This window comes from Pedobacter cryotolerans (genome assembly GCF_005116475.1).
In the GTDB taxonomy this organism is placed as follows: domain Bacteria; phylum Bacteroidota; class Bacteroidia; order Sphingobacteriales; family Sphingobacteriaceae; genus Pedobacter; species Pedobacter cryotolerans.
Map to the genome: position 1 here is coordinate 274136 of NZ_SWBO01000005.1, position 14209 is coordinate 288344.

16 protein-coding genes are annotated in these 14209 nt (G+C 40.4%); 13 read left to right on the forward strand and 3 right to left on the reverse strand.

From position 1 onward, the window contains the following. Positions 1–47 precede the first annotated feature (47 nt). The 6 genes from FA045_RS11270 to FA045_RS11295 all read left to right on the forward strand — a co-directional run bounded on the left by FA045_RS11270 (position 48) and on the right by FA045_RS11295 (position 5332). A complete protein-coding gene (locus FA045_RS11270; protein WP_136877176.1) occupies positions 48–284 on the forward strand; it encodes a hypothetical protein in 237 nt (78 codons plus the stop codon). 6 nt (positions 285–290) lie between these two features. After that, entirely contained in the window at positions 291–809 is a 519-nt protein-coding gene (locus FA045_RS11275; RefSeq protein WP_136877177.1) for a BfmA/BtgA family mobilization protein, read from the forward strand. Positions 810–812: 3 nt separating this feature from the next. Then, positions 813–1736, forward strand: a complete 924-nt coding sequence (locus tag FA045_RS11280; RefSeq protein WP_136877178.1) for a DUF5712 family protein — start codon at positions 813–815, stop codon at positions 1734–1736. Positions 1737–1753: 17 nt separating this feature from the next. Then, a complete protein-coding gene (mobC, locus tag FA045_RS11285; RefSeq protein ID WP_136877179.1) occupies positions 1754–3778 on the forward strand; it encodes a conjugal transfer protein MobC in 2025 nt (674 codons plus the stop codon). A gap of 238 nt (positions 3779–4016) precedes the next feature. Next, positions 4017–4484 carry a JAB domain-containing protein gene (locus FA045_RS11290; RefSeq protein ID WP_136877180.1) on the forward strand — a complete coding sequence of 156 codons (468 nt, stop codon included), beginning with the start codon at positions 4017–4019 and terminating at the stop codon, positions 4482–4484. Positions 4485–4756: 272 nt separating this feature from the next. After that, a complete protein-coding gene (locus FA045_RS11295) occupies positions 4757–5332 on the forward strand; it encodes a hypothetical protein (protein ID WP_205943137.1) in 576 nt (191 codons plus the stop codon). Between the two features lie 73 nt (positions 5333–5405). On the opposite strand, the gene FA045_RS11300 is transcribed toward FA045_RS11295, so the two are convergent. Continuing rightward, positions 5406–5804 carry a hypothetical protein gene (locus FA045_RS11300; RefSeq protein WP_136877182.1) on the reverse strand — a complete coding sequence of 133 codons (399 nt, stop codon included), beginning with the start codon at positions 5802–5804 and terminating at the stop codon, positions 5406–5408. Positions 5805–6002: 198 nt separating this feature from the next. Between FA045_RS11300 and FA045_RS11305 the strand changes: the two genes are divergently transcribed. From FA045_RS11305 to FA045_RS11335, 7 genes are all read left to right on the forward strand, one after another. After that, positions 6003–6896 (forward strand): LytR/AlgR family response regulator transcription factor, encoded by an 894-nt coding sequence (locus FA045_RS11305; RefSeq protein ID WP_136877183.1) that lies wholly within the window; start codon positions 6003–6005, stop codon positions 6894–6896. A gap of 168 nt (positions 6897–7064) precedes the next feature. Next, entirely contained in the window at positions 7065–7631 is a 567-nt protein-coding gene (locus FA045_RS11310; protein ID WP_136877184.1) for a GNAT family N-acetyltransferase, read from the forward strand. 28 nt (positions 7632–7659) lie between these two features. After that, complete coding sequence (locus FA045_RS19155; protein WP_136877185.1) at positions 7660–8592, forward strand: helix-turn-helix domain-containing protein; 933 nt, start codon at positions 7660–7662, stop codon at positions 8590–8592. A 169-nt stretch (positions 8593–8761) separates the two neighbouring features. Next, positions 8762–9190 carry a cyclic nucleotide-binding domain-containing protein gene (locus FA045_RS11320; RefSeq protein ID WP_136877186.1) on the forward strand — a complete coding sequence of 143 codons (429 nt, stop codon included), beginning with the start codon at positions 8762–8764 and terminating at the stop codon, positions 9188–9190. A gap of 135 nt (positions 9191–9325) precedes the next feature. Then, positions 9326–9805: a MauE/DoxX family redox-associated membrane protein gene (locus FA045_RS11325; RefSeq protein ID WP_136877187.1), complete on the forward strand. Its 480-nt coding sequence runs from the start codon at positions 9326–9328 to the stop codon at positions 9803–9805. A gap of 68 nt (positions 9806–9873) precedes the next feature. Continuing rightward, positions 9874–10119, forward strand: a complete 246-nt coding sequence (locus tag FA045_RS11330) for a DUF6520 family protein (RefSeq protein WP_136877188.1) — start codon at positions 9874–9876, stop codon at positions 10117–10119. A 50-nt stretch (positions 10120–10169) separates the two neighbouring features. After that, positions 10170–11228: a hypothetical protein gene (locus tag FA045_RS11335; RefSeq protein ID WP_136877189.1), complete on the forward strand. Its 1059-nt coding sequence runs from the start codon at positions 10170–10172 to the stop codon at positions 11226–11228. 34 nt (positions 11229–11262) lie between these two features. Here the strand turns inward: FA045_RS11335 and FA045_RS11340 are convergent, their stop codons facing one another. Together FA045_RS11340 and FA045_RS11345 are read right to left on the reverse strand one after the other, a co-directional pair. Then, positions 11263–12771, reverse strand: coding sequence for a TlpA family protein disulfide reductase (locus FA045_RS11340; RefSeq protein ID WP_136877190.1), 1509 nt, complete (start codon positions 12769–12771; stop codon positions 11263–11265). 57 nt (positions 12772–12828) lie between these two features. Then, positions 12829–14205, reverse strand: a complete 1377-nt coding sequence (locus tag FA045_RS11345) for a RagB/SusD family nutrient uptake outer membrane protein (RefSeq protein ID WP_136877191.1) — start codon at positions 14203–14205, stop codon at positions 12829–12831. Positions 14206–14209 lie beyond the last annotated feature (4 nt).

Consider the following 14209-nt stretch of genomic DNA (forward strand, 5'->3'; position numbering starts at 1 on the left):
ACCACTGATTTGAACCCATCAACTTTGCTGTCACTTAAATTATTGCAATGAAAAGTACAGCACCGTTACCCAAAATACCACTGTTCATCTGCACTGCTTCGTCCTCCTCGCAGTGTCCTTTTCCCTTCAAAGAAAAGGAGCAAGCGGAAGTTAGGCAGAGCCTTACTTTCTGTCCCCACGCTACTGCTACGGGGTTTCAAGAATTCTCCGGGAATTCTTTGGCCTTTAGCAAAGGCATCAAACCGCAAAAACAGAATTCCCTGCTGAATTCCGGCAACAAATAACCACATATGGAACAGGAAAACGTAAACACGGTAAAATACCCCGCACAGCTCGATATAAAGTTCGCAAAAGTGGCCTTATCCCTTGGACTAACCAAGCGGGAGCTGTTCGTCAAAATGGTGGAATACTTCTACCGTACCAAAAAAGATCCTACGGATATCAACGATGAATTGATGAAAAACACACTTGCTAAAAACCATAAAGCCTACACCAGTTTCATCAAGGCACAGGAAAACCTCTTGCTAATTCCCATGAAGGAAAGCATGGACAGGATGATCAACAATCAAAAGGAAATCGTAAAATATTTCAATGAGCAGGTCATCAATGCCAACAAGACCATCATCAAGAACCTGAATACTACCGAAAACCTGATAACCAAATCTTTGCAGGACAAGGACAGAATAAAGGCCATATTCCTGCAGATCCTGAACAACTATATCAAAAGCCGTGAGGAACTGGGCACTTTCAAGACAAGGGAAAAAGAGGAACTGGCAGATACCGTTCGCAACCAGATCAAATATCTCTAAGCCATGTACATCAATATTACCGATAGCGAAATGGGTAACAATAGGGGAAGCAGTGGCACGCTGGTACATTACCTCGATAAGGAGAATAGGCTATTCAAATCTGAGGAACCCACGCTCTGGTTCAATGGCGAAAGCAAAACTGTCCAGTCATATGAGGTCAAGAACAGGATCGATCATAACATTGCCAAATTGTGCAGGTATGATGCGAAGTTCTTTCTGGTCAACATCAGTCCCAGCCAAAAGGAGATTGCCCACCTAAAGGAACTTTACGGAGAAGATGGGGCAAGAGAAAAGTTGAGGGAATATGCCATAAAGATCATGGACGAATATGCTAGGAACTTCAAAAAGGAAAATATCCAATCCAATGCCGATCTTTTATGGTTCGGTAAACTGGAAAACCACCGCTATTATTCCTTTAAGGATAAAGAGGTGAAAAGTGGACAGGTCAAACGGGGAACGGTAAAACCGGGCGAGCAGATGCACGTTCAGGTAATCGTGAGCCGCAAGGACATCACCAACAAGATTAGGTTGAGCCCGATGAACAAATCAAGGGGCAAGAATGCCGAACATTCCAAGAAATTGGGCCAGTTTGACAGGGTTGCCTTTAAGAATTCGGGCGAAAGGGTATTCGATCACCAATTTGATTTCCAACGGCCGATCAGCGAAACGTTCAATTATGCCAACGCCAACGCAAAGGGACTAAGGGAAAGGCTGGAGATGCAGGCATCGGCGAGTAGATCTACGCCAAAAGAAAAGCTTGAAGAACCGAAACAGGAAAGCCAGCACATCTACCTCCCACAACCAGAACCGACCAATTACCTTGGTCTGCTACTGGAAAAACAGCATGCTGAGCCACTGGGCACGGGACTGAAAAAAAGAAAGAAACGCAGAAAAAACAGGGAGAACGAACAGGGATTAAGTCTGTAAACTAAAAATATTTCAATATGAACACAGGGGAAGATATTCAAGGGCTAAGGAAGATAACCGATTTTACAAGGATGATCAGTATATTCATACTGGTCATCCATTTTTACCTCTGCTGTTATCAGGCTTTTAAGGCTTGGGGCTGGACAGCGGAGATCACCGACAGGCTGATTTCAAACATTGCAAGAACTGGACTGTTCAGCGGGATAATGATACCCAAGCTATCGGCACTGCTCATGCTTATCATTTCGCTTGTTGCGGTCAAGGGCAAAAAGGATGAAAAGATCCAGAAGAACGCCATTATTGCATATCTGTTGACTGGGCTGCTATTGTTTTTCATCAGTGCCCTTTGTTTGTATCTTTATACATCAGTACAAATTGTAGCTGTATTATACATAGCCATCACCTCCATTGGCTACTTGCTAATTCTTACAGGGGGAGGATTATTAAGCAGATTAATTAAAAACGCACTGAACAAGGATGTGTTTAATTCGGAGAACGAGACCTTTCCGCAGGAGGAACGGCTGTTGGAGAATGAATATTCCATCAATCTGCCGGCTAAATACAGATTGAGGAATAAGGTCAAGGACAGTTGGATCAACGTCATCAATCCCTTTAGGGGAATTCTGGTGGCAGGGACACCTGGTGCAGGTAAGACCTATTTTGTGATCCGCCATATCATTGACCAGCACATCAAAAAAGGGTTTTCCATGTTCATCTATGATTTCAAGTTCGATGACCTGTCCAAGATCGCCTACAACAAACTATTGAAATACCACAGGAATTATAAGGTGAGACCAAAGTTCTATGCCATTGATCTGGAAAATCCAAAGCATAGGTGTAATCCGCTTTCGCCCGAGGGCATGGAAGATATTACCGATGCCGCCGAAGCATCAAGGACCATTATGCTTGGACTGAACAGGGATTGGATCAAAAAGCAGGGCGATTTCTTTGTGGAGAGTGCGGTCAACTTTGTAACGGCAGTGATCTGGTACTTGAGAAAATACAAGAACGGGAAATACTGTACGCTGCCACATCTGATCGAGCTGATCCAGTTTGATTATGATCCCTTGTTCGCCATCTTAAAAGAAGAAGCAGAAATTATTCCGCTCATCAATCCCTTTATTTCGGCATTGCAAAGAAAAGCCATGCCTCAATTGGAGGGACAGATCGCCTCGGCAAAGATTGGTCTTGCAAGATTGTCTTCACCAAAATTATACTATGTGCTCAGTGGTAATGATTTCACGCTTGATCTGAACAATCCCGAGGAGCCCAAGATCATCTGCGTTGGCAATAACCCACAGAAACTGCAGGTCTATGGTGCAGTATTGTCACTTTACATCTCAAGGGTCATCAAATTGGTCAATAGAAAGGGACGGTTAAAAAGCAGCCTGATCTTTGACGAGTTCCCTACCATTTTTTTTAACAATATGGACAGTCTGATTGCTACGGCAAGGAGCAACAAGGTTTCCACGACCATTGCTGTACAATCTACCGAACAGCTGAAAAAAGATTACGGCTCAGAGCAGGCCGATGTGATTACGGGAATTGTTGGCAATATCATTTCTGGGCAGGTGACGGGCGATACGGCAAAGAAACTGAGCGAGGGTTTTGGTAAGATCTTACAGAACAAGGAAAGCAGGAGCATTTCCAGTAACGATGTATCCATTTCTAAATCTACCCAGATGGATTACGCGATTCCTGCATCAAAGATTGCCGCACTTTCTTCGGGGGAATTTGTGGGCATCGTAGCAGATAATCCGGATGAGAAGATCGGTCTTAAGATGTTCCACTGCGAGATACAGAACGATCATGATGCCATAGCCGAGGAGGAGAGGGGTTACAGGGACATCCCCGAAGTCAAAAAAGTAAGCCATGTTGATGTGATGGAAACTTACGGTTCCATAAAGGCAGAGATTGACCAGCTTGTAAAACTGGAACTTAAAAAGATTGGCCGGGAAAATACGATTGGAAAACCAAAAGATGAGAACAAAGAGGTGGAAGAAGGGGATGAACTGATGGATCAACAGGGTATTGTGATGTAATTACAAATGATACATGAACGTTTTTTAAGGATTTTTAGTCGCGGAAAAAATTGATTTTCTGCGAATTTAGTCAATCTGCAGCATACGGGTTCGCTGCGCCAAGGTAGTGCCCAAAAAATGGGTATCCGCCATCCTGGCGGAGCCTCCGCATTTTTTTGGGCCTCCACCTTGCCCGTTATGCTTCAGATTGGCTGTGATGTGCCATAATCAATTTATCATTCACTTAAAACTTTAGATTATGGAAACGTTACAAATAAATCAGTTAATGACCGTTGCGGAGGTTACGCTAAGATATCGGCCAAAGATAAAGCCCAGCAATAGGCCAGTAGTTAAATGTTCAAAAGATGCTTATGAAATCTTATTGGGCTTTTGGAATTTAGATAAGATCGAATTCTGTGAGCAGTTCTGTGTGATGCTGCTGAACAATAGGGGAAGGGTGTTGGGTGTTGTCGAATTGTCAAGTGGCGGGTTCAATGGAACAGTGGCAGATCCCAAAATGATCTTTGGCGTGGCGCTAAAGGCCTGTGCCAGCTCAATAGTGATTGCGCACAACCATCCCAGTGGTGACCTAAAGCCAAGTAGCCAGGATATAAAAGTAACCGAAAGGCTGGTTGCAGCAGGTAAGCTTTTAGATCTTGCTGTTAATGACCATCTCATCGTGACCACAGAAGGTTATCGTTCTCTTGCAGATGATGGGTACATTTAAGCGGATAATATTTCCACTAAGCTCCTTTAGAAATACTTAAGGGCTTATTCTTTCTGCTTGTACACCACTGTGTTTTTCTTCCAATGGTAGATAGAGGAAAAAACGGATGGAGGAAAAAAGTAATGGTTAACCCGAACCACCGGCTATCTGAATGTCAATATATTCATTTGGGAAATGTCTAGGCTATGCTGTTTAAGTGTTAAATAGCAGATTGGACTTTGACTTCCATATTTGTTTCGTTAATTTAGCTCAGTTCAATATGCAATGCCAATATGATGGGGTCTGGATCGATAGATATTTTTTTAGTCCTACTTCTTGTTTACTCAGGTATAGTTACCGGTATGCTTATCATGGTACTTGTACAAAGATCAAGGGTCAGCCAAGGCGATCTCAATTTAACTTACGGATCTCTTGATGATGATCCACGGCCGGATCTTTATGGTGATATTCTGGATGAAAATAGGGAACATGTGGGGGACCAGTTAAGGATAAGAATCCACTTAAAGGTAACCAATCTGGGCAAGCAGACGGCTCATAAATTAAATGCGGTTTGGGGAGGTGATGATGGCAACTGGTTTCAATGGACCATTGTACCCCCTTTGGATAAAAGAACGCCCCTACCTCTCGGTACGCTCAAGTACAATGAAAGTGTTGAATTCCATCTTGAATGTGAGGTTCCCTATATAAACACAAAGGAAAAGGGCGATCACTTTTTCTGCCTGTTTTCTATTGATTTTGAATTTCGCCAGAGTAATGGAGAAACCTGTATCCAGGAGCTGAAATGGTTCAGTTATTCTAATGATTACGTATTCATTGGCAGTGGGGAAGTGTACAGATATTATGATTAGCCCAACTTCGGATATGACCACAACAATGGACTAATCATAAATGGACTAATCATAATTTAAGCTTTAATATCCGTTAGTTAGCCGGGTAGCTGATGGTAAAGGTGAGGGTTTCATTTTCAATAAAGCCATTTTCCTGGGAGAAGCTGCTCTTTTTATCCTTGTCAAGATCAAGGAGCTTGCCCCGGTCTTCTTCCTCCTCTTCCACTGAGGTATTTTCCTGTTTGTTCAGTTCTACTGGTAGCCTGTTCTCCAGGGCATGCTTCGTTTCTGCGGCGGCATTATCGATCCAGGCCTGATCAATCTGTTCAAGGTACTGCACCTGTGAAGGGCTGAGGTCAAAATGCGACTGGACCCAAGCTGGGAAATCATCACCTGCTGCATCTGCCTCAATTTGTAACTGTGGCTGTGGCAAGTCATACAGTTCTTCTACTAGTTGTTGTGCACCGGCATTGGTAAATGGGAAAGTATTCATATGTTATGGGTTTAAGTTAATAATTCATGGATAAATGATTTTAGGGCTAAACTATTGCTATAGGGGGATATTTTGTTGTACGGAATGCCTCAAGAATGGCGAACGGTAGTAATAAAATGGCGAATGGTAGGATTTGGAGTCTCTAATAAAAGCCGTAAAAACGAAAAGTTCCTATTTTTACGTTTTTAATCCGTTCCTATGCGTAACAATTTACAGCTACAAACAAATTCCAGAAAGGTCAAGTATCTGCATTGGTCCTTACTGCTGGTTATCTCTCTAGTAATTGCACATCTTATCGTAACAGAAAGCCAGAAAAAACCGATGCTTGTGCTTATCCACCAATTCAATTATAAAGTTGCCATGGCTTTTAGTTGGACCATGACCTTTGCCATCATGTACTGGATCAACTGGTGTACAAGATTTCTTGATACCTACAGGCCATGGACGGGAAATTGGATTGTCAGGACATTGATACAGTTTGTATTAGGTGTGTTGGCAGTTTTGATTTTTGATATACTAGTCGTAAAAGGGTATTTTGATGCCTTTAATCGAGATTTTCGCAAAAGTGGATATATGGAAGTTGAATTTCCCATCGTAAGGTTGATGGTGCTGCTGATGAACGTAACCAATATTGCATGGTTTTTTGCAGCTAATTATTACCATACCAAAAGGAAAAATGAAGAACTGGGTGAGTTCATCAAACTTCTCACGGACAAGGAACAGCAGCAGAAGTTTTATAGAAGGACAATAAAGGCCCATTTGGGCAACCGCATAATACTGGTGGAACTGAACGAGATTGCGTGTTTCGCAAGGGAAGATAATATTGGCTATGTTTATTTGCTGGATGGACATAAGTTCAACATCGATCTCAAACTCTATCAACTGAACGCGCTTTTGGATTCCTCATCATTCTATCAGATCAACCGATCTGTAATCATTTCCTTGGATATTGTAAAGGGTTTTGAAAAGGTAAAGAACCAGCAAGCAGCAATCATCCTGAAGGAAGGAAACCAGTTGGAGGTATCGCTTCTGGTGAGTAGGGACAGGTTCGAGGGGTTCAAGGAGCGCTTTGATACCTATAGAATGTTTTAGGACTTGCCCAGTTTGTCATTTTCTTGGTGCTCTTTGAGGCCGGGTCATACCATTCGCCAATTTATTTCTACTATCCACAATCCCTGGGAGGGAACTAAATAAGTTTTTTAGTTAACATCGCTATATTCACTTATGGATTAATTTGATATATGACAAAAACCAGAACCTATGGTCAAAGCAGCTCATGAAACCAGAAAAATGATAATAGATATCCTTACATTGGCATTTGCCGAAAATAAAAGCGTGCAGGCTGTTTGTGGTGCGAACATCCGACGCGTCCGCAGACTGATGGCATATGGCTATGATAACTGTGCGGCTTTCGGTAGGGTGTACCTAACCGAAGACCATAGTGCATGCGCACTGGTCTTATTCCCGGATAGGAAACGGACTTCCCTTAAAACAATACTCTGGGACCTCAAATTGGTAGTAAAGGTTATTGGCCTGACAAAGTTATTTAGGGTGCTCAAAAGGGAGTCGGTTATAAAATCACATCATCCAAAAGCGCCATTCTCTTATCTATGGTTTATAGGTGTCGATCCCTCAACGCAGGGGAGGGGAAAGGGTAGTGCGCTTTTGGATATAATTATTGAAGATGCTGCTGTGGCAAACAGACCGGTGTACCTGGAAACCTCTACTATTGAAAATATTGCCTTTTACAAAAAACATGGACTTGAGGTCACTGGGGAAGTCCAGTTTGGCTATAAACTTTTTCTGATCAACAATTATAGAAAGTAAATGTGTCTTGGTATTAACACCCATGATAATGATGGTATTCGGTTCGGAACTTCATGTGCTCACAATGGTCTGCTGCCTGCTGGAATTTGGCATGTGCTGTTACCAGTTGATATATTATCTTTCCTTTCCTCAGGAAAGGAGAAGATTTTGGTACTTGTGGCTGCTGATACTTTTGGTTTTCTATAACATTACCGGTGGATTATTTCCAGATCCAAAGATTGATATGCCGATAAGGCTACAGAACATAATTGCCTATGGAAGCGGTTTCCTGATGGCTTCCTACTTTCCATTCTATTTCTATAAGGCCTTTAATCTTAAAAGGTTAAGGTTCCACGCGATATATGGCGTGCAGTTTTTCCTATTGCTGCCCTATGTCATTTTTTTTATAATAATATATTCAAGGAACGGTGACCTGGAATTTGCAAGGAGCTATGGGATGATTGTTCCGGCAATCTATTCGGTTGTCATATTTTTTGCAATGCTCAATGCGATCAGGCTCAAGATCAATGGCCGCAAAAAATCACCATATCCCTACAGGATTATTGATATGGTTCTGGTCTATGCTGCGGTAAGTCCATGGGTTTTCATGAGCGCCTTTGCCTATTTTAATGTGGCCCAGTGGATCGAAGTACTAATGACCAATATCGGATTTTTGATCATCACCATACTTTTCATTGCAAGGTCAGTCAGGCAGTCAAGGATGGAAATGTCAGAAAGGCTTTCGAAGAAACAGGATTGGGAAGAGCTCTTTGGCAACCACTGCGAGACCTATAGGTTGAGCAAGCGGGAGCGTGAGATTGCGCTGCTGTTGTGCAAGGGCATGACCTATAGGGATATCGCTGGTGCTTTGTTCATTTCCGAACGGACGGTAGATAACCATGTCCAGCGGATATTTTTGAAGACTGAGGTGAACAAAAAAATGGATCTGCAGAAAAAGCTCGGTTTTGTGCACTTGATCTGATGGCATGGGAGAGGATCACGATCATTCATATGCCAATAGGTTACTCGATCAGCTATACGGGTGGGTCCCACTTTCAGGCTCATTTAGGCTTGCCCTCAGAGAGCTCATCCAATTGCAGCGGGAAAACCCAAAGTCGATCATACTTGATAGCTCCCATCATGCCAAACGGATGTGGTATAGCCTAGACAGTTTTGTCGTTGGCTATGACTATACCAGGGGGAATGGCCAGAAGGTAACAAGGATATATTTGCCCGGTGATGTATTTACGGATCTATCCAGCTTTTTTCAGAACAAGCCTGCAAAGCTGAAACTAGTTATTCTTCAGGGCGGAGATTTGTTGTATGTTACCAGAGCTGACTTTAACGGGTTGAGACAGTATGCCGAAGGGTTTGATCTCATACAGCACCTGATGCTGCTCGAGCAGGAACTGGAATCTTGGCGGGGCTGGATAATGACCTTGAGGGATGAGCAAAAGGTTGCTGAATTTAACCAGCGCTATCCCATGTACCTGTTGCCGAACCATATCTGTGCTTCTTTTCTACAGATGACCCCATCAAGATATAGTGCTGTCAAAGCCAATTTTACTGTCGGCAGTTGATTTTCAGTCATTTAGGTTTTCTTACGAATAAAATCTAGTAATAAAAAGCCTATCGGGATATTTTTGGAGATCTGATTTTTTAGACTTTTGATGTGTTGATTGCTGAATGGGTATTAATTAAATGTTAAGTCACCAATGGAAAATAAGGTTGTTTTAAAAACTGGGTTGAGGAAAAGTAGGTTGATGATAGATATAGTCTGCTTTGCGTATTTCATCCTTTTCATCTATGCCGCTAGTAGCAAGTTATTGGATTACGAGAAATCTAAGTTGCAAATGTTAAAATCTCCTATTATAACAGATTATGCCTTCTTTCTGGTTTGGCTAGTTCCAGTGCTTGAAATTATCATTGGTGTCCTGTTGTTGATCAGGAAAACAATTTTGCCTGGTCTCTATGCAGCACTTGCCCTTATGTCAGCTTTTACTGCCTATATCATTGCTATCTTAAATTTTAGCGATAGCATTCCCTGCAGCTGTGGCGGGGTCCTAGAACGGCTAGGATGGAGTGAGCATTTGATATTCAATCTGATCTTTATGGTTATGGCAATTGTGGCTATTCTACTTCAGACAAAAATAAATGAAAAGGGACGGGTTACGACTGTCCAAACGATATTCTAATGGCCAATTTGAATGAGGGGAGACCGAAAACCTGAAAAAGAGTAGGTAATTAATAAAAACTTAAAAACATGAAAAAGTTACTATTTTCTGCCCTTGTTGCAGTTATTGCAGTGGGCGGGGCATTTGCGACCACTAAATTGGCGCCAATCTATTATGCGCCAAATTCTGATACACCAGTGGATTGTGCACCAGGAGCAATTCTTTGTTCTACAAAAACTGGGTCATCGTTGGTTTATACTCAAAGTTTTTCATCTGGTCAACAGGATGGTGACAACAGAGTGGACTTGACCGAAGTTGATACAGCTAGGCCATAAAAAAAACGGTCACTATGCCTAGTGTATAGTGACCGTTTTAAATGATTTATATGAAAAAGAGCATATTTTTAGTGGTTTGTATAATTGTTTTATGTTTTTCTGTCATCCTCTTTTATCAACGTTTCTTTTTGAAACAAGATAGAAACGGTTTTGAAAGAAAAATAATTAAAACAACTTACAAAGTAGTAAATTCAATAAAACTCCCATCATCATCTTGCTATTTTGCTGGTGAACCAAACGAAGAATTATATCTTAAGGACCTTCAAACTGCAAACGTCATCTTCATTGCTGATCTTACCCTATCCAACATCAAAAAGCGAGCATATAATGTGCCAGACGAAATAAGCGTGAGGAAAAGAAAAGTTAATATTGGCATTGTAGGAACATCTGTTTTTATCAGTGGCAATCTGGCCGGTAATCTCAATATCTATTCTCTTGCTAATCCTACTGGCACGAGTTATAAAAACCCAAAAATCTGGTTCGATCAGACAACCTTGGCATCAAATACAACCGTAATTGGCCGGGGATTACAAACGATTAAGGGGAACTTGCAAATACAGGTTATAAATTTCAATTACAAAAAAGGTAGAGTCAAAAGCACCTATAATCTTTCCGCAGAAGCTGAAAATGTGTTCAGTGTTGATGGTCAACTTCAACTGGATAATATGTCTAAAGACCTTTTCTATATGTTTTTTTACAAAGGGAGCTTTCTGTGCCTAGATACAAATCTCAATCTAAAGTATGAGGCTAAAACAATCGACACAATAACCTCTTCATCTTTAAAAACCGCTACCCTAAGCGCCAAAATTAAAAATAAAACCGAAACTAAAACAACTCAGTCAACGCCAAGAAATGTGATAAACCGAAGTTATACGCTGTATCAAAATCATCTTTATTTAATATCATCTTTAAAAGCAGACAACGAAAGCCTCTCCAAATTCCGGGATAATCAGATCATTGATGTTTATACATGTGAAAGTGGAAAATACCTGTATAGCTTTTACGTTCCGAAATTCAAAAGAACAAAACTAAGAGAACTTAAAATACATGATAAAAGTCTTTTCGCAATATATGACGATTTTCTAGTTGGATATAAATTAGTGCAATAATCTTAACGTTGCAAATATTGGTGTTGCCGGAAAATTATAATTCTTTAATTGCACTCAGTATTAAACCATAAGCATCTTTGGCACCGTTTATTGTATTTGCATATATTTCTCCCTTTTTATCTATAACCAAGAGAAAGGGTGCCCCCGATAAATCGTAATGCTTTGCAAATGGATGTTTGAAGCCATTTTCAGCATATACATTTAGGTATTCCTTAGACGTGTATATCCCACTTTCCAAACCATTCTTCCACTTTTCAATGCTGCTATCTACGCTGATTGAAAGATATACAAAGTCCTCCTTACCTTTGAGTAAATGGTAAAAATCTTTATGAAAATCGTGATGAAACTTTGCGCAAGCACCACATCCGGTAAACCATAGGTCAATAAATACAACTTTATTTTTTAGCGAATTCAAGCTTACTGAATTTCCGTCAAAACCTTTGAACAAACCATCGTAAACCTGTCTTCCTATAGCAAGCTTTTGTTGTGAGGAGTAGATGTTTTTTACGAACGGAATTGTAATATACTTTTTGCCGTCTTCCATGAGTTCATCGGTTGTTTTACTATCAAACTTCATTTGGGAAACATAGCCAGAAAAGCCCAGGAAGAGATTTGCAACTAGTCTTTCCCTAACTATTCCAGAATATTTGTTTAGCAAAACATCGTATAGTTCCTTGAGTGTGATGCTATCCGTTACAGAATTAATTAAGAGGTCATAGGCTTCTTCACGTGCAAGAAAGTTGAGTTGAGTTGGACACAATGCAAGGTCATCGCTAGGTATATTTTTGAATTTCTCTTTATTGAGATTAAAATTTTTTTTAATCAGTGATTGACTGATGGGATCGTTTTTATAGGTGATAGAGTACAGGCCTGACATTCTGAATTTCCAATCTGAAAAAATTGGAGCATGCTCATAATTTATCAATGTTTTCATTCTATCACTAAGATTTGAATGTCTAATGATATCATTTTTCTTTCCTACTAATCGTGAGGTAAATTCATTCAAGTGGTCCAATTTGATTTGCAGGCTATCTGGTTTGCCCAATTGTAATTGCTTTACTCCCTTTCTAAATTCGGTATCAATCTCTGCGGGCGAGCCTAGATGCGCAAGTTCGTCAATTAGTCTATACTTGTATGCACCATTTCCTTTAAATGTTATGCTGAGTGCAACACCGCTTTTGTCAATATTCAGGTTAATGCTATCTGTATTTTCAAAATAATAACGCTTTCTAGCCATCTCTGTGATAGCTCTGCCATTTTTCATCAGCCAAAAGCTCATGATTGCAGGTTCCGGGAAATTTGGGAGTTTAAAGCTAAAATTACCTGCTTTGTTAGTAGTTATGGAGAAATTCTCATAATTAGTCCTGTATGGAGTGTATGGCCTATGAAAGATCACTTCGATGGTGTCCATCGTATTGATCCTTTTTCCATTGACCGTTATTGTACCTTTGAAAATAGGCTGCGGTTTTATTGATTGTGCGATACACGTATTGATATTACATAGGACAGCAAAGGCCATGAATGCTGTAGATAAAATTTTCATAAAATTGGGTTTAAATGGCCATACACGCCTTTCATTAAAAGCATGTATGGTTCAAGATCAGTATCCCGGGTTCTGACTGATATTGTTATTATTATTGATTTCCGAAATACGGATGGGAAAAAGTTCGAAGTTGGTTTTCCAGTTGGGTTTGGTTACTGAAAGTACGGTAGACAATCTATTTGACCTTTTGAGCTCAAACCACCTATCTCCCCATTCACAGAAAAGCTCATTTCTTCTTTCGGTTGCAATCGTAGTTAATAAAGACGCTTGGTCAATTGTTGGATTGATATCTATAATTAATGGTAGTCCCGCTCTCGCTCTTATCCTATCAATATCACTAATACTTCCGCTTAGATTATTTTGCTTTGCCCTTGCCTCCGCACGTATTAGATATTGCTCGGCTAAACGAAATACCATTGAATATTCTGTAACATCAGAAGATGATCTTACTTTATATTTGAAGGGATAAAAATATTCAACACCTGAACTAACGAGGCTTTTAATCCAGGAAATTTTTCTAAGATCATTTTGTTCAAAGGCCCTTTGAACAAAATCAGGACGAAGTGAAACATTTACAGGAGCACTTGCAAGGATGTAAAAGTTGCCTGCGGCAGTATTTGAGTTGGGGGCTGGCATTAATTGCCAAATTGCTTCCTGGCTATTTTTCAGGAAGACTCTGTCCAAAGGCACAAGTTGATAAGTATTGACTTGGGATATCACCAGACCTGAATATTTTTCAGCGTTTTCCCATTTGCCCAAATTTAAATATACACGGCTTAATAATGAGTGTATCGTTGAGATATTAGGTCTAACTCTTTCTGCAGTCACATAACTTTCTCCCAATAGGCCTTCGGCAGTTTTCAGATCGCTTAAAATTTGTTCATATACCTTGTCCACTGATGCTCTTGTGGCCCTTTTGTTGGTTTGATAGTTAGTTGACAGGTGCAAGGGAACTTCACCAAACAGGTTGATCAGATAGTAATAGCAGAACGCTCTGATAAAATATGCCTCTCCTTTTAATTGGGAAGCCACAGTTGGGGTGATCCCCTGCTCTAATGATAACTGTTCAATAATTCCATTGGCATCAAATATCCTTTTATAGGGGTTATCCCAGATAGCACTTAACATTGCATTTTCAGGGTTTATCTGGTTGTCAAAAAATGGCTTATAGGTTTGTATATTGTAACCTATTAGTTCATCGGCAGTTAATCCACAAAGAGTTGTAATGCTCCTTGGGCCATTACAAGCATAGTCATTAAGGGCCATTTGCTGATATATGCCCAATAAAGCGGAAGTTGCCAATTCGTCACTTTTAAAAACGGTTGATGGTACGAGGCTGTTTTTTGGTGGGTCAATCTCAACGAATTTTTTGCATGAGGTTATAATAACAAAAATTGAGATTGTTATTAATATAGTGTATCTAATATTTTTCATTTGA

What these genes read in the sequence shown, in the direction of transcription:
- FA045_RS11270 (WP_136877176.1), top strand. Translation starts at nt 48, where the DNA reads ATGAAAAGTACAGCACCGTTACCCAAAATACCACTGTTCATCTGCACT.
- FA045_RS11275 (WP_136877177.1), top strand. Translation starts at nt 291, where the DNA reads ATGGAACAGGAAAACGTAAACACGGTAAAATACCCCGCACAGCTCGAT.
- FA045_RS11280 (WP_136877178.1), top strand. Translation starts at nt 813, where the DNA reads ATGTACATCAATATTACCGATAGCGAAATGGGTAACAATAGGGGAAGC.
- mobC (WP_136877179.1), top strand. Translation starts at nt 1,754, where the DNA reads ATGAACACAGGGGAAGATATTCAAGGGCTAAGGAAGATAACCGATTTT.
- FA045_RS11290 (WP_136877180.1), top strand. Translation starts at nt 4,017, where the DNA reads ATGGAAACGTTACAAATAAATCAGTTAATGACCGTTGCGGAGGTTACG.
- FA045_RS11295 (WP_205943137.1), top strand. Translation starts at nt 4,757, where the DNA reads ATGATGGGGTCTGGATCGATAGATATTTTTTTAGTCCTACTTCTTGTT.
- FA045_RS11300 (WP_136877182.1), bottom strand. Translation starts at nt 5,804, where the DNA reads ATGAATACTTTCCCATTTACCAATGCCGGTGCACAACAACTAGTAGAA.
- FA045_RS11305 (WP_136877183.1), top strand. Translation starts at nt 6,003, where the DNA reads ATGCGTAACAATTTACAGCTACAAACAAATTCCAGAAAGGTCAAGTAT.
- FA045_RS11310 (WP_136877184.1), top strand. Translation starts at nt 7,065, where the DNA reads ATGGTCAAAGCAGCTCATGAAACCAGAAAAATGATAATAGATATCCTT.
- FA045_RS19155 (WP_136877185.1), top strand. Translation starts at nt 7,660, where the DNA reads ATGATGGTATTCGGTTCGGAACTTCATGTGCTCACAATGGTCTGCTGC.
- FA045_RS11320 (WP_136877186.1), top strand. Translation starts at nt 8,762, where the DNA reads ATGTGGTATAGCCTAGACAGTTTTGTCGTTGGCTATGACTATACCAGG.
- FA045_RS11325 (WP_136877187.1), top strand. Translation starts at nt 9,326, where the DNA reads ATGGAAAATAAGGTTGTTTTAAAAACTGGGTTGAGGAAAAGTAGGTTG.
- FA045_RS11330 (WP_136877188.1), top strand. Translation starts at nt 9,874, where the DNA reads ATGAAAAAGTTACTATTTTCTGCCCTTGTTGCAGTTATTGCAGTGGGC.
- FA045_RS11335 (WP_136877189.1), top strand. Translation starts at nt 10,170, where the DNA reads ATGAAAAAGAGCATATTTTTAGTGGTTTGTATAATTGTTTTATGTTTT.
- FA045_RS11340 (WP_136877190.1), bottom strand. Translation starts at nt 12,771, where the DNA reads ATGAAAATTTTATCTACAGCATTCATGGCCTTTGCTGTCCTATGTAAT.
- FA045_RS11345 (WP_136877191.1), bottom strand. Translation starts at nt 14,205, where the DNA reads ATGAAAAATATTAGATACACTATATTAATAACAATCTCAATTTTTGTT.